We start from the raw sequence: 18,335 nt of genomic DNA, 5'->3' as shown, positions 1-18,335 counted from the left end.
CCGGGTTCTACTTCTGGTGGCCGAAGATGACCGGCCGGATGCTCGACGAGCGCCTCGGCAAGGTCCACTTCTGGCTGCTGTTCGTCGGCTTCCACACCACCTTCCTGGTCCAGCACTGGCTCGGCGTCGACGGCATGCAGCGACGCATCGCCGACTACCTGCCCAGCGACGGATTCACCTTCCTGAACCAGGTCTCAACCATGGGCGCGTTCCTGCTGAGCCTGTCGATGCTGCCCTTCTTCTACAACCTCTACATCTCCCGCAAGGCACCGCTGGTGACCGTGGACGACCCCTGGGGCTGGGGCCGCTCGCTGGAGTGGGCAACAGCCTGCCCCGCGCCGCGCCACAACTTCACCTCCATCCCGAAGATCCGCTCGGAGTCCCCGGCCTTCGACCTCCACCACCCCGAGATCGCCGCGCTGGAGACGAAGCAGCCCGCCCAGGCCGCACACGACGGCGAGCGCCGGTGAGGAAGAGCAGCAAGAAGGTGGGCTGACCGATCCGCCCACCTTCGTATCCTCCCGGAATTCCCACAAGTCGCGCTGCTGATCGTCCCGCTGTCGTTGCTGCGAATATGCCCGGACTGAGGCTGAAGGCCAACGTTCGGCCGATCGCCCATCTTCAGGACTGGCACCCGTTGACAGCGACCAAGCTGCTACGCAGAACGGAACACGCCGAAGCGAGGCCTGACCTTCAGCAATCGCCATCGTGCCCGTGCGGCCGCCGCGTTCTCCTGAAGGCGATCCAGCCTGCTGCGGCGGCCACAATGGTCAAGACCAGCCAGGCTGGGATGTGCTCGGTCCACTCAGAGATCTTCTGCTGGGCGATGAACTCCAGGTCGGTTAGGTCGCCGAAGCCGAGTGCCCCAGTCAGCCCGGCTGTCCCGTCGTAGCGGAGGAACAGCGCACCTATCGCCACGAACAGCAACCCCGACGCCAGGTTAGTGGTGTGGACGGTGAAGATCCCCCAGTGCCACGACCGGCCGCGCAGCCACTTCTTGTGACCGAGGTCAAACCGATCCCACAGCAAGGCGAGCACGAATACCGGCATCGCCATGCCTAAGGCGTAGACGGCCAGCAGGACCCCGCCGTGCCAGGGCGAACCCTGCGTAGCGGCGACGGTGAGAATGGCGCCCAGGACAGGGCCGGAGCAGAATCCGGCCAGTCCATAGACAGCCCCGAGCAGGGCCGTCGAGACCCATCCGGTGCCGCCGCGTCGAGCCACGGCGTTGTTGAGCCGTTGCGCGAACGGGAGTGTGAACCCGCGGCCGAGGAGCTGCATGACTCCGAACCCGATGATCAGCCAGCCCGCGACGCTGATCAGCGTCGCGCGGTGTCCATAAAAGAAGGTACTGGCAGCGCCGGCGCCGGTGCCAAGCGGGACCAAGGTGGCACACAGGCCGAGGTAGAAGACGGAGGTGCGTCCCAGCAACGCCCGCGTCGTGCCGAACGCATAGGCGAAAAAGGACGGCACCAGAAGTGCGCTGCACGGCGAGAGCAGTGCGAGGACGCCGGCTGCCAGTGCCGCGATCAGGCTCACTTCTGTCATGAGCCGTCTGCGTCCGTCTCCTCCGCGGCCTTCTCGATAGCCTGCTCGAAGACTTCGGTGGGCTGGGCGCCGATGACCGGCACGCCGTTGATGATGAAGGCAGGCGTCCCGGTCACCCCGATCGCCTGGCCTTCGGCGAGGTCCTGCTTGATCGCATCCTTTGTGCCGCGAGCGACCATGTCCTTGCGGAATTCGTTGGTGTCCAGGTCGAGGTCGTCGGCAATCGAGACCAGGTAGTCCTCTGTCAGCTTTCCGCTGTTAGGCGGCAGCTGGTTGTCGTACATGAGCTTGCTGAACTCCCAAAACTTGCCCTGGGCAGCCGCCGCGCGGCCAGCCTGGGCAGCCGTAGTCGACTCAGGCCCGAGGTAGGGGAAATCTCGCCACTCGATGCGCAGCACCCCGGAGTCGACGTACTTCTCGACGAGGATCGGCTCCGTGTCTCGGGCGTACTTGCCGCAGAACGGGCACTGGAACTCGGAGTAGGAGATCATCACGACCGGTGCATCCACATCGCCGAGCGCCATCGGGTCGCCCTCCTCGCCCCTGACCAGCTGCGCCCAAGCGTCGTCGAGAGCATGGCCCTCGGCCTGGGCGCCCGCCGCACCTGTCCCGCTCTCCGCCGCTGTTGGCCCGTCGCTCCCCTCGCCTCGGGAGGTGACGAGAGTAAGGACCACCGCAACAAGGGCTACCGCGGCGACTACTAGCGGGACGATGGGGCTCTTGCGGGTCGCGGACGCATCAGGCATGAGAACTACCTCCAGAGACAGGGGTCTCGGTGTCAATAGACGGGGCGTGGTCGTTGGACGGGGCGTGGTCGGTGTTGAGGGTGTTGGTGGTGACCGGGCAGGACAGCTCTCCTTTGAGCCGCACATGCAAGGCCCACAGCAGGAGCACCACGGCGAGCAACTGCAGGAACGGTTGGACGGGCTCGAACCAGGTGAGGGCTCCCGCGCTCCCGAGCAGCAACAGCACCAGCTTGTTGCAGACCGGGCAGCCGACGGCGAAGTACGTCAGCAGTCCGCCGACCCAGCCCCGGCGACGTCCCTGATCCTCGATGGCGCTAGGAGCGTCAACATAGGTTGCAACGAGCAGTCCCCCGAGAAGCGAGGAAGTCGCGAGCGCCGGCCAGGACCACCAGGTCGGCGCGATCTCCCTGCCGAACAGCGGGTTGGGGACCAAGTCAGTTGGAATCGCCACGAGAACCGTGAAGACCAGCGCGGCGCCGGCAGCAACTAGCCACCTGCGTCGCGACCAGTTCAGAGGCCCACGCCACGCGCGACGCCATCCGCCGACCTGACCGAGCTCCGTCCCGCCTCGAGCGCGGTTCACACTGACACCTCGCCGTTCTCAACCTCACGGTTCTCGACCAAGCCGGTCTCGACCGGGTGCCCGTGAGTGCGCCACTCCAGCATGCCGTCCTCGAGCCGACGTGCGGCAACTCCGCTGGCGGCGAGAAGGCGCACCGCGTCATGGGCCATCACGCAGAAGCTGCCTCGGCAGTACGTCACGACCTGCTGTGCCTTCCGAAGTAGCTTGGCATCGTCGGGCAGGGCAGACAGCGGCACACTGACGGCGCCAGGGATGTGCCCGGCCCGGTACTCCTCGCAGGGCCGGACATCGAGAAGCGTGACCTGCTCGTTGCGCATCAACTCCACCAGTTCTTCTCGTGAGAGCGTCCCGACCTCACTGTCGCCGGGAAGGCCCAGATAGGCGGCACGTGCTCGGTCGACGTCGGCTGAGCGGTGAAGAGCCACCGTACGAAGCCGGTCATACACATCCGCCACGTCATCTCCAGCCAGCCGGTAGTACACCTTGGTTCCCTCGCGCCGGGTCGCGACCAGATTGGCCAGCTTGAGCACTTGCAGGTGTGCCGAGACACTGGTCAGCCCCATGTCCGCAGTCCGGGCCAAGGACTCCACCGTTCGCTCGCCCTGCGCGAGCAGATCCATCAGCTCCAGTCGCCGCGGGCTCCCCAGAGCTTTGCCCACCACGGCCAGCCCATCGAAAAGCGCCCGGCGCCGCTCAATCGCTGCCACGCTCGCGGGTGAAGGTGGCCGCTCGGCGGCGGTCACCGGGACGCCTCATGGGCTGTAGACGTGCGGGGAAGCCTGCGCCCACACCAGAAAGCCGTCTCGTCTCGGGCCACATCCCCGCAGACCAGATCTCCGCCGAAGTCTTCGACCACGCCGTTCGACACAGCCGCGAAGCCCGGCCGCAGCTCAGGGGCGGACATAGGCCCAGCCCTCGCGCTGGCGCACCACCAGATGCGCAATCCCCGACTCCACCACACTGACGCCCGACAGCAGCCGATCGCGAGCAACTCCGTGACGCTGCATGGTGTTGCCGCATGCGTCCACGCGCACCCCTCGAGAGATCAAACCTAGAACTTCTTCCGAGACCGGAGAGCCGGTAGTCACCGCGGACAACCCGGCAGCGTGGGCGACCAGCTCGATCGAACACCTGGGTTCGAGTGCTGCCAGAAGGTTCTCGATGTTTCGCACCACCATCGTCATCTTGTCCCTTTCGCCCTCGGCGAGCTGGACGACAACCCCATCCGCAACCTCATGCCCTGCGCGCACAGTCCCTCCTCCAACGACCTTTATCCATGGATTTTTGGAGAATGTACAGGTGTCGAGAGACGAACCCAAGTCACCCGAGCGCACCGAGCGTGATCCTGGGTCTCTTGTCGGATCGATGTGGTGCCACAGGCCGGCCCGGCGCGAAGGTCGCCGCTCGGCCCGCTGACGGAGATCACGGACATCACGCGTAGGTGCGTATCTCGAGGCCTTTGAGGGGGTACTGGGGCGGCTCGAAAGGAACCCTAGGAGGGGATGTCCCGTGTCCACCGATGCCCAGTCTGCCAACGCGATGACCGAGCCGCGAAGCCTGATGACACCGGGAATCGTCCTCGGCGTTGGGGCTGGCGGGTTCGTTGACGGGATCCTGTTGCACCAGTTGCTGCAGTGGCATCACATGTTGACCTCCACGAACACCGACAACGTCGGTATCCGCTACTACCCAGAAACCACCGTGCACGGCCTGCAGATGAACACCGTGTGGGACGGTCTCTTCCACACCTTCACCTGGGTCATGGTCCTGCTCGGGATCGCCCTGCTCTACTCCCGTGTCCAGCACTCCCGAGGCAGGGTGTGGGTCGCCCGAGCCCTGTGGGGCTGGATCCTTGTCGGATGGGGCGTATTCAACCTGGTCGAAGGAATCATCGACCATCACATACTTGGAATCCACCACGTGCGCAGCGGAGACAACCAGATGGCGTGGGACCTGGCCTTCCTCGCTCTCGGGGTGCTCCTGGTGATCGCAGGATGGCTGCTGCAACGCGGCGCCAGCTACACCGACGCCACGAAGTCGCCGAACCGCCCCACCACCACCCGCTCCTGAGGTCGCCGTGAGTTCCATCATCACCGCGATGCCCCGCGCCCAGGCAGACGTACTCGCCCACGGGCCAGAGGGGCACAACACCGGGATATGGACCGACACCGTAGGCGTTCTGAGCGTCTGGTTTCCGCTGTTGCTGGTCGCTTCCTTGGCCATCGGCTACCTATGGTTGAGTCTGCGTGAACGAGGTCGCCGTGGCTGGCCCATGCACCGGATAGCGCTCTACCTATTCGGCTCGGCCCTCATCATATTTGCTTTGAGCCCTGGAATCGACGGCTACGCCGACCGTGACTTCGGCGGCCACATGGCCCAGCACCTGCTGCTGGCCATGATCGCTCCCTTGGCCCTTGTGCTGGCAGCACCCATCACGCTGTTACTGCGCCAACTCCCCCACCGCCAAGCACGACGACTAGGCCGGCTGCTGCACACGCGCTTCATCCGCGCGCTCTCCCACCCCTTCTTGGCACTGGTGCTGACCAGTGGCGGCCTGATCGCCCTCTACTTCACCCCGCTGTACGCACTGAGCACTGAGCACGACGCCGTCCACATCGCCGTCCACGCCCACCTCCTCGCCTCAGGACTGCTGTTCGCCTGGGCGATCGCAGGCCCCGACCCCTCCCCGGGCCGTGCCTCGGTACGCCTGAGACTGGTGGTCCTCGCCGTTTCTATCGCGATCCACTCAACAGTGGCCCAACTGATCTTCGCCGGCCTCCTTGTCCAGGTCAGGGAGCCCATCGCCGAGATGCAGGCTGCGGGGAACCTGATGTACTTCGGAGGCGACATCGCGGAGCTGCTGCTCGCCGTGGCCCTTCTCCTCACCTGGAAGACAGCACCATCCTCAACGCGCTCAGGTCATCGGTCGTCGCGAGCGCGCCACGAGCGCCTGGCTCGAACTGCCACTCCTGAAGGGGCATGAGCACAGCTGCGTTGACGGACCTGCTGCCATTGGCCACGACCCTGGAACCTGAGGGTCTCCTTCCCGCGCGCCAGCAGATGGCGCTCTCGCTGGGATGGCACATCGTCCTAGCTTGTTTCGGGGTCGCGTTCCCAGCGATGATCTTCGTCGCGCACTGGCGCGGGATCGCGCGCGGGGACGCGGTAGCTCTCGGCCTCGCCCAGCGCTGGGCGAAAGTGTCGGCGGTGCTCTTCGCGATCGGCGCGGTCTCCGGCACGGTGCTGAGCTTCGAGATGGGTTTGTTGTGGCCGGGGCTGATGGGTGAATTCGGCGATGTGCTCGGGTTGCCGTTCGCGCTCGAGGGCCTTTCGTTCTTCGTCGAGGCGATCTTCCTCGGGATCTACCTCTATGGTTGGGGCAGGATGCCGCCACGTCAACACCTGCTGATGGTGATACCGATGGCGATCGCCGGTGTGGTCGGCACATTCTGCGTGATCTCGGTCAATGCCTGGATGAACGCACCTAGTGGTTTTCGCATCATCGATGGAGAGGTCACAGACATCGACCCGTGGGCAGCGATGTTCAACGGCATCGTCGTCCTCCAGTTCGCCCAAGGACTACCCCAAGCTTCGCCAATCGCGTCGCCGCAGCGGCTCCAAAGGTGATGCCACCGCAACCTCACCACTCGATGGTCACTCCCGTTGTTCCCCGAGGCGCCGGACTGTCCGTTACGTTGCCCACGAACACACGCTCGACAGCGGACGCTGTCGCGCGGCTCCTTACCCGGTTGCAAAGGCCGAACCCGGTGGGAGTGCCGCAAGTCTTGGCCTATCCCGGTAGATCCCCGTCTGCCGGGGCAGACCTCTTTCATTCCCGCTCCCCTCGGCCACTCGCGGGCCTCCGTCGTCTCTGGGGTGTGTGACCATGACGATCCACAAGCTGGCCGCGGGCTCGGGGTATGAGTACCTGACCCGGCAGGTGGCGGCTGGCGACTCCACCGAGCTCGGCAGCACCGCGTTGGCTGACTACTACGAAGCCGAGGGCGAGGCACCTGGCCAGTGGGTCGGGGCAGGGCTCGCCGCGTTCGCCGGAGACGGGATCGGCTCGGGCGATGTGGTGACGGCCGGGCAGATGGGGCACCTGTTCGGTGCCGGGGAGCATCCGGTCGCTGGGCGGCCGTTGGGTCGGCGGACACGGTCGGATGGAGTGGCTGGGTTCGACCTGACCTTCAGTCCGGTGAAGTCGGTTTCGGCGCTGTGGGCGGTCGCGCCACCCGAGATTGCGCGGGCGATCGAGCAGGCCCACGATGCCGCTGTCCACGACGCGTTGGCCTATGTCGAGCACGACGTGCTGTTCACCCGGGAAGGGACCGATGGGGTCCGGCAGGTCGAGACCCGGGGTCTGATCGCGGCGGCGTTCCGTCACCGGGACTCGCGTGCCGGCGACCCGGACCTCCACACTCATGTGGCTGTCGCGAACAAGGTGCAGGCGAAACACTCGGGTCGATGGCTGACGGTCTACGGGCGTGTGTTGTTTCAGCACACGGTGGCGATCTCGGAGACGTACAACACCGCGCTCGAGTATCGGCTCGGTGAAGCGCTCGGTGTCACGTTCACTGAGCGTGCGAATCCTCGAGAGCGGCGCCCGGTCCGCGAGGCCGTGGGTGTCTCCGCCCGTCTGTGTCGCTTGTGGTCGCGGCGAGCCAGGGACATCGACCGCCGCGAGAACGACCTGGTGACCGCGTTCGTCGTCGAGCACGGTCGGCCGCCGACCGAGCCGGAACGGCTCCGGATGGTGCAGCAGGCCAATCTCGAGACGCGTGCCCCCAAGCACGAACCGCGCGCCGAGGCCGATCAGCGACGACTTTGGCGCCGCCAGGCATCGGAGTTCCTGGGGAGCGAGTCGACCCTCGATGCGATGATCCGTACGGCGCTGGACGTGTCTCGGTCGGATCGCGGTCCGCGCTCTGGCGGACCCATGGAAGCGCATCTGATCCGGGCAATGGCGGTCGCCGTGATCACCGAGCTCGAAACCCGTCGAGCGACCTGGCAGAGCTGGCACCTACGGGCCGAGGCCGAACGCCAAGTACGAATGGCGGGATCTGGCAGGGTCGCCGCCGACGACTTACCCGCCCTGGTTGATGATGTTGTGGTCGCGGCCGTGGGGATGTCGGTGCCTCTCACACCCGATGATGATCCCGTCCTTCTGAGGGCCGATCTTCGCGAGCCGGGTGGCCTGCGGCGCTCAGACGGAACCAGTGTCTACCGGCACACCGGTGCTGATCACTACACCAGTCAGCGGATCCTTCAAGCCGAACAGCTGCTGGTCGACGCGGCCGGGTTGGGTAGCGACTTCGCGTTCTCTCCGGAGGAGATCGACATCGTCCTGGCGGCCAGCACGGTCGCCGGGGTGCGGCTCAATGACGGGCAACGTGCGCTGGTGCATGCGCTGGCCGGCGGCCACCGGGTCCGGCTCGCCCTAGCGCCTGCGGGGTCGGGGAAGACCACCGCGGTCGAGGTCTTGGCTGCGGTGTGGACGGCCAACGGCTATGACGCGATCGGGCTGGCCCCGTCCGCGGCCGCCGCGAAGGTACTCCAGGACGCCACTGGCCTGCCGTGCGAGACCCTCGCCAAGATCGACGACGAGATCCTCACCCACAACCACGCCGGTCGAGACCATCGCAACGGACTGAGCACCCGCATCGGGCCCGAGACCCTGGTCGTGATCGACGAGGCAGGGATGGCCGACACCCTGACCCTCGACCGCGTGGTCACCTTCTGCCTCTCACGCGGTGCCATGATCCGGCTCTTGGGCGATGACCAGCAACTCTCAGCGGTCGGTGCCGGTGGTGTGCTGCGGGATATCGCCCACCGGCACGGTGCCGACCGGCTCGAGGAGGTCGTACGCTTCATCGATCCCGGCGAGGCCGCAGCCTCCCTCGACCTTCGCGACGGCGACCGGGCCGCGATCGGGTTCTACCTCGACCACGACCGCGTCCACACCGGCGACGAGGACACGACGATGGCCGAGGTCCTCGCCGCCTGGCAACACGACCGAGAGCATGGCCTGGACGCACTCATGCTGGCGCCCACACGAGACATGGTCGCCACCCTCAACCAACTGGCACGCACCCAGCGTCTCGGCGGCGTCGACCCGCGGACCCAGGTCGAGCTGGCCGATGGCAACCAGGCATCCGTCGGCGACACGATCATCACCCGCCACAACCAGCGGCGTCTCGCGGTTTCTGGCACCGACTGGGTCAAGAACGGTGACCGCTGGACCATCACCCGCGTCCGCCGTGGCACATTGACCGTCCGCCACGCCACCACCGGCCTGACCGCGGTGCTGCCCGCTGACTATGTGGCCGACCATGTCGAGCTCGGCTACGCCTCGACCGTCCACACCGCCCAAGGCCTCACCACCGACGTCGTCCACGGGATCGTCGATGGCCGCGAGGACCGGCAGATGCTGTACACGATGCTGACCCGCGGCCGGCTTGAGAACCATGTCCATGTGGTGCTCGAACCGGTCGATCCGGTCGATGCCGATCGGGAGCAGTGCACGCTGCCCGGGTTGGAGGAGCAGCTGACCGCGATCCAGGTCCTCGACGAGGTGGTGGCTCGTGACGGGGCTGCGGTCTCGGCCACCACCACGCTCCGCCGCGGTCGCAGCTGGTCCACCCAGCTCCACGACGCCTCCGTACGTTATGGCGACGCGGTCACCACCGGAGCACAACGGGTGCTCGGAAGCGGTTGGGAGGAAGCCATCGAGGCGGCGGGCGTGGGCCCGCTCCCCTGGCTCCCGTCAGTTCCCGCTGGCCTCGCGCGCGACGAGTCGTGGGGTCCCTACCTGGCCGCGCGCGCCCGGCACGTCGAGGTGACCGCAGACGGCTTCCTCAACCACGCACATGGCGCCGACGCACCGACTGCGATGAAGAACGGGAAGCGTCCCGCCTGGATCGCCCGGTATGCCGATGTCCTCGGCGACCTCCACGACACCGTGGCGCTGTGGAGGGCTGCCCACGACGTGCCGGAGGACGATCCGCGCCCGACCGGGCCAGCCGTCAACGACCCGATCGCCGCTCGTTTCCAACGCCACCTGTTACGGCAGCTCACCGTTCGCCACAGCGACTCGGTCCGCCGCTGGCACGAACTGATCATCCACCGGACAGGAACCCCAGCCCAGGACGACCACACCAGAGGCGAGGCCATCGAACTCGCCCGCATGCTCGACACACTCCATCGCCGCGGCCACGACGCCAGCGGACTGCTCGACCGTGCCCTCGCCAGCCGTGCTCTGCCCGAGAGCCATGCCATCGCCGCCCTGACCTACCGCATCCGCAAACTCACCCCACACGACCCGCTTCAGTCACGACGCGAGTCAGCCGGGCACGCTAGCCCCTCGGCATTCGGCCTGTGACCCACCCCGTCACGTTCGGACCCTATCTCGCTCCAAGAGAGCCTCGTCTTCTGGGAAGTCTGCCGATTCCCCACAGGTCCCTCGCCACGGTGAAGGTCTTGACGACGCTGTCTCGGCAGCAGCATCCGCTGCGTGCGGTGCAGAAGTCCTGCGTTCGCGGCCTCGCAGTCGGATCGCGCCCGGAGCCGGTCTACCCGCGGTTCTGCTCGATGGTCCCCGAATCATCGCCCTAGGCTCAGGGCACGTGACAGCACGACTCAATGACACCCAGTTGGCGGTGCTCAACTGGCTTGCGAGGGATCCCGGTGCCGGCGAAGCGACGAACCCGCAGCGGCTGACCGCACGCGCTCTGGAGAGGCGAAGGCTCGTCAAGATCAGGGGCCGTGGACCCCGATGGCATGCAACGCTCACAACCGCCGGCCTCCATTACCTCGAGCATGGGGCATACCCGCCCGGCCACTTCTGGTCGCAACCCGATCCGGTGTCCAAGGCGCCTGCAACAACACCGGCACGCGAGCGGCCTGGGAAGAAGAAGGAGGCCAAACCCGAGGTCGACCTCACCATCGACTCGCCAGCCGGTAAGCGACGCCGAGGAGGCCGGCCAGCAGGAGACGCGCTGTTTTCTGGCGACGTGAGCGATCCGTACGATGAGAAGATCCTCATCACTGTCAAGGAGGCCGCGTGGATGCTCAGTCTCCCTGAGCATGCGATCCGTCAGGCAGTCTCGCTCGGTGATCTTGACCGCGTCTTCATCGGCGAGGGCGCGAGGAACTATCGGATCGTGTACGGATCGCTGCTCGCCTGGGTGAACTCGATGCCGCGAGAGTCCAGGAAAGGCTGGTGGTGAAGATGCGGCCCGAGCACTGGGAGCCGCCCGACCCGCCCAAACTGCTCGTATCGGCCCGACGGGTTGCAGAGGAGTTGGACGTCCCCATCTGGAAGGCCAACGAGATCTGCTGGTGCCTCGACCGGCGCTTCTACGCCCCAGGCCAGACCCACTACCGGGTCACCCGAGCATCACTCGACGCCTTCAAGGCACTCCTGGCTGACGGCATGACGACCCTCGGCGCACGGTCGGTCATGTGGCACTTCAAGCAACGGGGAAGCTTGCCGCCGCCAGATCTCGGCAAAGAAGAGCGAGACTGGATCTACTGGCACTCCCGACAACGCCGGCCGAACCGCCGCTGGTGAGAATCGAACCGCTGCCAGGCGCCAAACCTCATGCAGACTCCACAGGATCGTGTCATCACGACCTGCCGGGTCAGGCTGCACCGATCTCCCGGCCCTTCTGCTCTGAACACCCACGCTCCCAGCTGGTGTCGTCGGTCCACACCGCGGCATAGATCTTCAGCCGGTCCAACGAACGCGCAGCGCGTCGCCGCAGCGTACGGGCCGCCTGTGGGTGGTCGCGGGCTACCAGCTCGACGGCCGCAGGTGTGGTCAAGCCGAGTCGTCCGCGACGTGGCGGTGCGCTAACGGTCTCGGCGGCGGCGGCGAGCTCGTGGAGTAGGCGCACATCCTCCTCCTCGACAGCGTGGTCGCGGATTGCCTGGTCGAGGAACTCACACAACTCCACCTCCGGCGCGACCTCCCCCTCCAGGTCTGCGCGATCGTTGGCGAAGCTCGCGAGCATGGCAAGCTCGTCAGTGAGCAGCACATGCTTCCAGTGGCGGTCGGCACGGCTGCCGACACCGAGGGAGGCTGTGACCTCGCGTCGGGTCGCGTTCAGGAGTGCCCGGGCCAGCCACGGCGTTCGTAACCGATGCGCCTGACAGGCCTGCACCCACAGCTCGGAGGCGACCAGTGCATCGATGTCGAGCGACAGGTCGCTCAGCCCTTCTGCGACCCTGCACGCTCCAGGGATCAGGAGCCACACCAGGGCTGCGACTGCTGACCGGTCGCTGGCGGTGAGAGTCGCCAGAGTCCGTAACACCGCCGTCTTGTCCGCGACATCGGCCTTGCGGGTCCATTCTCTGAGGTCCGCGAGGTCATCGACCACGGCCAGGCGCGGGTCGACGGCGCACCATCGTTCCCATCCTTCTCGCGCTTCGGCGAGCAGCGGTGACGCTGGATCGTCGAGTCCAAACTGGTCTGCAACGCTCATCGAGTCCCCCATTCCTGGTTGTCACCAGGTAGGTGCACCGCACAAAGACGCCTCTTGAGCGTGCCAGATCCGAAGAGTTATGTTTTGGTATGGCCATCGGCCACGAGGGCTCGCTGTTGAAGGCCGCTCGCGTTGCTCGCGGGCTGACCCAAGAGACGCTCGCGCGCCGAAGCGGAACGTCACAGCCATCGCTGTCGGCCTACGAACGTGGCACGAAGTCGCCCACCCTGGCGGTCCTGGAGCGGATCTTGCGCTGCCTCGACTTCGAGCTCGCTCTAAACGAGCGGATCATCTTCCACCAGATCGAGGTCGCTGGGCCCGGGCGATCCACGGCCCTGGTGCCGAACCGGCTGTGGCGGTTGTCGCCCGAGCGGTGCTTCGCGCCGCTATGGGTATGGCACGGTCGCGATCACAAGGTGTTCTCCCTGGGTGACCGCGACAAGCGGGCTGCTGGTTATGCCTGGCTGTTGCGCTACGGCGACGAAACGCAGCTCTTCGAGCACCTCGACGCTGCACTTCTGGTCGACGTATGGCCCGATCTGGTTGACGGCCTGCCTCCGGAGATTTGCGAGGCGTGGTGGCCGTTGATCGGCTGGACCAAGGATCAAGCCATCGAGGAGCTGATCCTCGCCGACGCTCAGGCATGGGGGCAGGACTACCGACGCCGAACCGCGACCCGCGCGAAGAGGCTGCGGGTGTTCCGGCGGCTGGCCGAATACGGGTTGGACCCCGATCAGATCCGAGCGCTGATGCGGCACTGGTGACGGGCCCGGCCATCACCACCGGCGTCGACACGCCCGAACAGCATCACGCGGCGGCGTCACCGTCATCAACCTCCTGCTCGACCCGCGCGATGACGTCGTCCTCCCCGGGGGCGGGCGGGAGGGTGAGCAGGGTGCCGTCGGGGCTCTCCCAGCGGAAGGTGCGCTCCATGTGGGAGGCTGGGGTCCGGTCGATGGTGGTGTCGACCTCGATGTAGAAGCCTTCGGTGATCGCCGATGAGGTGTGGCCCAGGAACGTGGCTGCCGCATCACTGTCCATGCCACGGGCGATGACAGTTGCTCCGGTGCGGCGGTACCAGCGCAGGCTGATCCCGGAGTCACCCAAGCCCGCGTCGACCAGAAACTCGCGGAAGGTGCGGCGTACGTTGGGCGGGACCAGCGGGCCACCGGTGCGGCCGGCGAAGATGGTGCGCTCAGTTGGGACGCCGCGCAGCCGGCGGCGGATCACCGCAGCAGCGAACTCCGGGACCGGGACGAGCCGGTTCGAGGAGTCGGTCTTGGGGCGTTCCTGGCGGAAGGTGCCTTTCTTCTTACGCTGCACCACGGTGCCTGTGACCGCGGCGATCATCCCGGCCGGGCCGTCGGTGATGTCGCAGGGGCGCAGGGCCAGCACCTCGCCCGGGCGCATCGCGGTGCCGAGCAGGATCTCGATGATGTCTCGGACCTGGCCGTCGGGTTTCGGGCCCGGCAGCCCGGGCTGGGTGCGCCAGTTGGCGGCGGCCTCGCGGATCTTGCTGACCTGTTCGAGGGTGAGCGCCTTCGGCTTGTTCTTCACCGCTCGCAGCCGTGAGGTGCCCTGGACGGGGTTGCGGTTGATCGCGTCGTGGCGCAGTGCGTAGCCGAAGAGCAGGTTGAGCACAGTGCGGGTCTTGCGGGCGCGGGAGGGCGAGTCGGCCTCCTGGGCATTGAGTAGCGCCTCCACTCGGCCTGTGGTGAGTTCGGCGAGGGTGAAGTGCTCGAACGCGGGCATGATGTACAGGCGGACTTGGTCGCGGTAGTGGTCCTTGGTGCCGTCGGCCAGCTCCTTGGTCTCCAGGTCAGCGTCCCAGCGTTCGACGAGGGTGGTGAACGGCGCGTCGGGGCGCAGGTCGCCGGCGTGACCGAATCCGGGGCGGCGTAGCAGTCGCTTCTTGAGTTCACGCCGTGCCTGCGGTGCTGTCTCTCGGCTGACCCGAACCTGCCGGACCCTGCCGTCGGCATCGCGCACCCGGGTCTCAGCGATCGTCTTCTCACCCTTACGGCGAGTGGTGATCGTGCCGTAGGTGCCGATGTCGATGCGCGGTCGAGTCATCACCGCTCACCCCCGTCAGCCGGCCTCCGCGTCGGGACGATGACGTTGGGCGTCCTCCTCCTCCAGGCTGGCCAGCCAAGCCTCGATCTCGCCCGCCCGGAACCGAAGTTCGCGGCCGACTCGGAATCCCCGCGGCCCGCGGCCCTGGGAGCGCAGGTCGTAGAGGGTCTGGATGGGGACGTGGAGGTGGGCGCAGAGTTCGGAGAGGGTGAGCACGTCTCCGAACGGCGCAGTCGCGGCGTGGGCGTCGTAGGCGTCGGGGTTGTCGTGGGCGTTGTGGTTGGTGTCCATGCACCCCAAGGCACCGAGCCTGCCGCGAGTGGCCGAGACGGCCCGAGGCACCTCGACCATGTCGTCTCGAGCTGAGCGGTGGTTTGGCTGAATTCGCGGAGTAAACGCGGAGCGGGCATCTGTTCATCCTTGGTTCTGGATGCCGGATGCCCGCTCTGACCTGGTATTTCTTGGTGGAGCTGAGGGGATTCGAACCCCTGGCCTTCTCATTGCGAACGAGACGCGCTACCAACTGCGCCACAGCCCCAAGCGATGAGAAACGTTAGCACCTCGTCGCGGTTGTTACCCAATCAGTAGGCATTCAGGAGCCCGTGGCGCGGCCGCGCGCCTCTTCGGCAGCCGAAGCCGCGGCGCGCTCGGCCTCCTCGGCCTGGCGGACGAGCTCGGAGTCGGCGGCGTTGCGGCCCGAGCTCCACACGCCGGTGGCGTCCAGGTCGATCGTGCGCACGGTGCGGCGCGGCGCGGCCTCCTTGGAGACGTACGTCGGCAGCGGGGTCTCGACAGGCTTCCAGGCGCCCTCGGGGAGCTGCTCGCCGGTGTCGTCGTGTTCGACGACGGCCACCAGGTCGCCGGTGTCCTGGTCGATGTCGAAGGTGACCCGGGGCGGGGCGACCGGCTCGGGCTCGGGGATGTCCTCGGGGAACGGGATCCGAGCCCAGGCCTCGCGCTGGTGGCGCACGCTGATCCGGCACGCGACCAGCCAGGCGACAACGAGCCCGGCCGGGATCGCGATCCAGACCGGGCCGAGGACACCGAAGCCAGCGAGTGCGCCGACCACGACCAGGCCTAGGAGAAGCACGCCCAGCACGATGCTGCGGCGCTTGGCCGCGACCCGAGCCGCGCGGCGGCGTACGGCCATCGGGACGGGCCGAGGAGCACGCCCTTGGTCGGGCTCAGCCGGGGCCTCCGGCTTCTTCGACGACTTCTCGGTCACCAGGTCGGTGGAGTCCTTGCCGGTGGCCTCTCGCCGTGCGAGGATCCGACGGGACTTGGAGATGGCGACGCTGGCCCGGCTCTTGGTCCCGTCCTCGGCCGTCGCGGTGTGTTCGAGCGCTTTGGGCACCAAGTACACCGCCCACGCCACGGCGAGGGCGACGAAGATGAGTGCGCTCGGGTCCACGTCAAGAAGCGTAGGAGCCATTACCAGCCCGTAGGCGGACGTGCAGTGGTGTGTCGCGTGTGACTTGTGTGATTTCAGAAGGACACGCCCACGTCAATGCCTCATTCAGGTGACAAACCCAGTCTGGCCAGCATTCCTTGGTGACATTCCTCGACCGTGATCGCGAAGATACGGTGATCTCTCCAGGCACCGTCGATATGCAGAAATCGGGGCGCATATCCGATCTCGTCGATGCCCAGCTTCTCCACGACGCGGAGCGAGTTGGAGTTCTCCGGACGGATGCAGATCTCGATCCGGTGCAGTCGCGCAGTGGTGAAGCAGTGGTCGATGACCAGCGCCACCGCCAGCGGCATCACGCCGCGGCCGGCGAAGCCCTGGTCGATCCAGTAGCCGATCGAGGCGAACTGCGCGGAGCCGCGAACGATGTTGTTGACTGTGATCTGACCTGCGAAAACACCGTCGACATCGATCGCGAACGGATAGGTCACCCCGCGCTTGGCCTGACGGCGAAGACGACGTACGAGGCTGGCGAACGTCGTGGGCCGGGCGCTCGATCCCGGAGGCACGGTCGCATCCCACTGGTGCAACCAGGCTGCTGAGCGGCGGCGAGCCTCGGTCCAGGCCTTGGCGTCGGTGCGGTCGAGAGGGCGTACGGTCACCGCGCCATGAGAGAGAACGGCGGGCCACCCAGGATCGGTCATCGATGGTCCCAATCAGTGATCACTGCCGACAGACTGCTCCACGGCATGGGTCAGCACCGGACGCAACACATCGATCGCATCCTTCACACCACCCCGGGACCCGGGAAGGTTCACCACCACGCACGCTCCGATCTGACCGGCCAGACCGCGGGACAGTAGCGCCGTCGGGATCCCCTTGGCCACTCCGGCCGCCCGGATGCCCTCGGCGATGCCCGGGATCTCGCGGTCGAGCAGCGGGCGGGTGACCTCTGGGGTGCGGTCGGTGGGAGTCAGGCCGGTGCCTCCGGTGGTGAGCACGACCCGCGCGCCCTCCTTCGCGGCTCGCGCGATCGCCTCGCCGACGGGATCGCCGTCGGGTACGACCTCGGGAGGGCCGACCACGAAGCCGAGCTCTTCCAGAAAGGCGACGAGAAGAGGGCCGGTGGTGTCCTCGTAAACACCGGCCGAGGCGCGGTTGGAGGCGACGACGACGGTCGCTTTCAGGTTCATCGCTGGAACGTACCCGACTTTCCGCCGGTCTTCGTCTCCACCTGGATATCGGTGATGACCGCCCTCTTGTCGACGGCCTTGATCATGTCGACCACAGTCAGACCGGCGACGGAGACCGCGGTCAGTGCCTCCATCTCGACACCGGTGCGGTCGGTGGTCTTCACGGTCGCGGTGATGTCCACCGACTCGTCGGAGACACTCAGCTCGACCTTGACGCCGGAGACCGCCAGCGGGTGGCACAGCGGGATCAGGTCGGGTGTCTTCTTGGCGCCCATGATCCCGGCGATACGGGCGACCGCGAGGGCGTCGCCCTTGGGTACGCCCTCACCGCGGAGCAGCTCGATCACCTCGGGCGAGACCAGGACACGTCCGGACGCGGTCGCCGCGCGGGCCGTGACCGCCTTCTCGGACACGTCGACCATCCGGGCCGCGCCGGTCTCGTCGACGTGGGTGAGTCGGTCGGCCATCAGAACTCCACGTCCAGCTCGATCACGTCCACCTCGGCGTCCTTGTCCAGCGCGGTCGTCTCCGGCGGCACCACGATCAGGCAGTTCGCGCCGGCCAGGTCACCGATCAGGTGGGATCCTGGGCCCCCGATGGGCGAGACGCCGGCGCGGGAGCCGTCGTACCACCCGCGGAGATACTGCTCCTTGCCCTTCGGGGAGCGTACGCCGTGGGTCAGCGCAGCACGGCGCACCGGACGGGCCTCGGGGGTCATGCCCATGAGCCGGCGCAGCGCCGGGAGCACGAACAGCTCGAAGGAGACGAACGAGGAGACCGGGTTGCCGGGAAGACACAGGACGGGCACCCGCTCCTCGCCGATCCTGCCGAAGCCCTGGGGTTTGCCCGGCTGCATGCTCACCGGACCGAACCAGACGCCCTCCGGGGTCAGCGCCTCCTTGACGACGTCGTAGTCACCCATCGAGACACCGCCGGAGGTGACCACGAGGTCGGCGCGGACGAGCTGGTCGGAGAGCGCGGTCATGAACGCCCGCGGCTCGTCGGGGACGATCCCGACGCGGTAGGCGATCGCGCCGGCCTTGCGGGCGGCGGCGGCCAGGAGGAAGGAGTTGCCGTCGTAGATCGAGTCGTGGCCCAGGGTCTCGCCGGGCTCGCGCAGCTCGGTGCCGGTCGAGAGCACCACGACCCGCGGTCGTGGCCGCACCGCGACCTGGGCGCGGCCGACCGAGGCGATCAGGCCGAGATGGCGAGGGCCGAGCACCGTGCCGGCCGGGATGAGCAGGTCGCCCTTGGCGCCGTCCTCGCCCGCGTAGCGGACGTGCTGAGCCTCGTCGGGCG

The 18,335-nt window shown here is 67.1% G+C and carries 21 protein-coding genes and 1 tRNA gene; 8 read left to right on the top strand and 14 right to left on the bottom strand.

The features are described from left to right. Window positions 1–470: cbb3-type cytochrome c oxidase subunit I (locus ACFVJS_RS16700; protein WP_378882297.1), on the top strand; the 470-nt coding region annotated here is incomplete at its 5' end. Between the two features lie 223 nt (window positions 471–693). Here the strand turns inward: ACFVJS_RS16700 and ACFVJS_RS16695 are convergent. The 5 genes from ACFVJS_RS16695 to ACFVJS_RS16675 form a co-directional block, all read right to left on the bottom strand. Further along, entirely contained in the window at window positions 694–1,548 is an 855-nt protein-coding gene (locus ACFVJS_RS16695; RefSeq protein ID WP_008362740.1) for a cytochrome c biogenesis CcdA family protein, read from the bottom strand. Further along, window positions 1,545–2,294, bottom strand: a complete 750-nt coding sequence (locus ACFVJS_RS16690) for a DsbA family protein (RefSeq protein ID WP_008362742.1) — start codon at window positions 2,292–2,294, stop codon at window positions 1,545–1,547. Before ACFVJS_RS16690 ends, ACFVJS_RS16695 begins: the two co-directional genes overlap by 4 nt. Beyond that, entirely contained in the window at window positions 2,287–2,745 is a 459-nt protein-coding gene (locus tag ACFVJS_RS16685) for a hypothetical protein (protein WP_008362743.1), read from the bottom strand. Before ACFVJS_RS16685 ends, ACFVJS_RS16690 begins: the two co-directional genes overlap by 8 nt. Before the next feature lie 128 nt (window positions 2,746–2,873). After that, complete coding sequence (locus tag ACFVJS_RS16680) at window positions 2,874–3,620, bottom strand: metalloregulator ArsR/SmtB family transcription factor (protein WP_246088256.1); 747 nt, start codon at window positions 3,618–3,620, stop codon at window positions 2,874–2,876. A gap of 147 nt (window positions 3,621–3,767) precedes the next feature. Further along, window positions 3,768–4,127 (bottom strand): DsrE family protein, encoded by a 360-nt coding sequence (locus tag ACFVJS_RS16675; protein ID WP_008362746.1) that lies wholly within the window; start codon window positions 4,125–4,127, stop codon window positions 3,768–3,770. A gap of 289 nt (window positions 4,128–4,416) precedes the next feature. Here ACFVJS_RS16675 and ACFVJS_RS16670 point away from each other — a divergent pair, with 289 nt between their 5' ends. The 6 genes from ACFVJS_RS16670 to ACFVJS_RS16645 all read left to right on the top strand — a co-directional run bounded on the left by ACFVJS_RS16670 (window position 4,417) and on the right by ACFVJS_RS16645 (window position 11,449). Next, a complete protein-coding gene (locus tag ACFVJS_RS16670; RefSeq protein WP_040757012.1) occupies window positions 4,417–4,947 on the top strand; it encodes a DUF2243 domain-containing protein in 531 nt (176 codons plus the stop codon). A 7-nt stretch (window positions 4,948–4,954) separates the two neighbouring features. Beyond that, window positions 4,955–5,860, top strand: coding sequence for a cytochrome c oxidase assembly protein (locus ACFVJS_RS16665; RefSeq protein WP_008362751.1), 906 nt, complete (start codon window positions 4,955–4,957; stop codon window positions 5,858–5,860). Beyond that, window positions 5,857–6,504, top strand: a complete 648-nt coding sequence (locus ACFVJS_RS16660; protein ID WP_378882289.1) for a cytochrome ubiquinol oxidase subunit I — start codon at window positions 5,857–5,859, stop codon at window positions 6,502–6,504. The genes ACFVJS_RS16665 and ACFVJS_RS16660 overlap by 4 nt, the downstream gene beginning before the upstream one ends. A gap of 259 nt (window positions 6,505–6,763) precedes the next feature. Next, entirely contained in the window at window positions 6,764–10,258 is a 3,495-nt protein-coding gene (mobF, locus tag ACFVJS_RS16655) for a MobF family relaxase (RefSeq protein ID WP_378882287.1), read from the top strand. 244 nt (window positions 10,259–10,502) lie between these two features. Beyond that, complete coding sequence (locus ACFVJS_RS16650) at window positions 10,503–11,105, top strand: hypothetical protein (RefSeq protein WP_008362755.1); 603 nt, start codon at window positions 10,503–10,505, stop codon at window positions 11,103–11,105. Then, window positions 11,099–11,449 carry a hypothetical protein gene (locus ACFVJS_RS16645; protein WP_008362758.1) on the top strand — a complete coding sequence of 117 codons (351 nt, stop codon included), beginning with the start codon at window positions 11,099–11,101 and terminating at the stop codon, window positions 11,447–11,449. The genes ACFVJS_RS16650 and ACFVJS_RS16645 overlap by 7 nt, the downstream gene beginning before the upstream one ends. A 70-nt stretch (window positions 11,450–11,519) precedes the next feature. On the opposite strand, the gene ACFVJS_RS16640 is transcribed toward ACFVJS_RS16645, so the two are convergent. Beyond that, on the bottom strand, window positions 11,520–12,362 hold the full coding sequence (locus ACFVJS_RS16640; RefSeq protein ID WP_141782168.1) for a hypothetical protein: 843 nt from the start codon (window positions 12,360–12,362) through the stop codon (window positions 11,520–11,522). 89 nt (window positions 12,363–12,451) lie between these two features. Between ACFVJS_RS16640 and ACFVJS_RS16635 the strand changes: the two genes are divergently transcribed. Next, window positions 12,452–13,126 (top strand): helix-turn-helix domain-containing protein, encoded by a 675-nt coding sequence (locus ACFVJS_RS16635; RefSeq protein WP_008362762.1) that lies wholly within the window; start codon window positions 12,452–12,454, stop codon window positions 13,124–13,126. A gap of 43 nt (window positions 13,127–13,169) precedes the next feature. Here the strand turns inward: ACFVJS_RS16635 and xerC are convergent, their stop codons facing one another. From xerC to glp, 8 genes are all read right to left on the bottom strand, one after another. After that, entirely contained in the window at window positions 13,170–14,435 is a 1,266-nt protein-coding gene (gene xerC / locus ACFVJS_RS16630) for a tyrosine recombinase XerC (RefSeq protein WP_008362764.1), read from the bottom strand. Window positions 14,436–14,450: 15 nt separating this feature from the next. Then, window positions 14,451–14,726 carry an AlpA family transcriptional regulator gene (locus ACFVJS_RS16625; RefSeq protein WP_008362766.1) on the bottom strand — a complete coding sequence of 92 codons (276 nt, stop codon included), beginning with the start codon at window positions 14,724–14,726 and terminating at the stop codon, window positions 14,451–14,453. Between the two features lie 171 nt (window positions 14,727–14,897). Beyond that, window positions 14,898–14,973 (bottom strand) — tRNA-Ala (locus tag ACFVJS_RS16620). A 54-nt stretch (window positions 14,974–15,027) separates the two neighbouring features. Then, window positions 15,028–15,846, bottom strand: coding sequence for a hypothetical protein (locus ACFVJS_RS16615; protein WP_378882281.1), 819 nt, complete (start codon window positions 15,844–15,846; stop codon window positions 15,028–15,030). A gap of 101 nt (window positions 15,847–15,947) precedes the next feature. Then, entirely contained in the window at window positions 15,948–16,547 is a 600-nt protein-coding gene (locus ACFVJS_RS16610) for a GNAT family N-acetyltransferase (RefSeq protein ID WP_378882278.1), read from the bottom strand. A 12-nt stretch (window positions 16,548–16,559) separates the two neighbouring features. Beyond that, window positions 16,560–17,036 (bottom strand): molybdenum cofactor biosynthesis protein B, encoded by a 477-nt coding sequence (locus ACFVJS_RS16605; protein ID WP_378882275.1) that lies wholly within the window; start codon window positions 17,034–17,036, stop codon window positions 16,560–16,562. Next, the gene (gene moaC / locus ACFVJS_RS16600; protein WP_378882272.1) at window positions 17,033–17,503 is read right to left on the bottom strand and encodes a cyclic pyranopterin monophosphate synthase MoaC; all 471 of its coding nucleotides are present in this window, start codon (window positions 17,501–17,503) and stop codon (window positions 17,033–17,035) included. Before moaC ends, ACFVJS_RS16605 begins: the two co-directional genes overlap by 4 nt. Further along, window positions 17,503–18,335, bottom strand: an 833-nt coding sequence (gene glp, locus ACFVJS_RS16595) for a gephyrin-like molybdotransferase Glp (protein ID WP_378882270.1), incomplete at its 5' end; no start/stop codon positions are given. The genes glp and moaC, both read right to left, overlap by 1 nt.

It is taken from the genome of Nocardioides sp. NPDC057772 (assembly GCF_042798075.1).
GTDB lineage: Bacteria > Actinomycetota > Actinomycetes > Propionibacteriales > Nocardioidaceae > Nocardioides.
The sequence above is the reverse complement of the archived record's forward strand: the minus strand, read 5'-3'. Positions and strand labels throughout refer to the sequence as shown.

Coding starts and splice junctions, on each gene's coding strand:
- mobF (WP_378882287.1), top strand. CDS start 6,764: ATGACGATCCACAAGCTGGCCGCGGGCTCGGGGTATGAGTACCTGACC.
- xerC (WP_008362764.1), bottom strand. CDS start 14,435: ATGACTCGACCGCGCATCGACATCGGCACCTACGGCACGATCACCACT.
- ACFVJS_RS16660 (WP_378882289.1), top strand. CDS start 5,857: ATGAGCACAGCTGCGTTGACGGACCTGCTGCCATTGGCCACGACCCTG.
- ACFVJS_RS16695 (WP_008362740.1), bottom strand. CDS start 1,548: ATGACAGAAGTGAGCCTGATCGCGGCACTGGCAGCCGGCGTCCTCGCA.
- ACFVJS_RS16605 (WP_378882275.1), bottom strand. CDS start 17,036: ATGAACCTGAAAGCGACCGTCGTCGTCGCCTCCAACCGCGCCTCGGCC.
- ACFVJS_RS16625 (WP_008362766.1), bottom strand. CDS start 14,726: ATGGACACCAACCACAACGCCCACGACAACCCCGACGCCTACGACGCC.
- ACFVJS_RS16690 (WP_008362742.1), bottom strand. CDS start 2,294: ATGCCTGATGCGTCCGCGACCCGCAAGAGCCCCATCGTCCCGCTAGTA.
- ACFVJS_RS16635 (WP_008362762.1), top strand. CDS start 12,452: ATGGCCATCGGCCACGAGGGCTCGCTGTTGAAGGCCGCTCGCGTTGCT.
- moaC (WP_378882272.1), bottom strand. CDS start 17,503: ATGGCCGACCGACTCACCCACGTCGACGAGACCGGCGCGGCCCGGATG.
- ACFVJS_RS16640 (WP_141782168.1), bottom strand. CDS start 12,362: ATGAGCGTTGCAGACCAGTTTGGACTCGACGATCCAGCGTCACCGCTG.
- ACFVJS_RS16610 (WP_378882278.1), bottom strand. CDS start 16,547: ATGACCGATCCTGGGTGGCCCGCCGTTCTCTCTCATGGCGCGGTGACC.
- ACFVJS_RS16670 (WP_040757012.1), top strand. CDS start 4,417: ATGACCGAGCCGCGAAGCCTGATGACACCGGGAATCGTCCTCGGCGTT.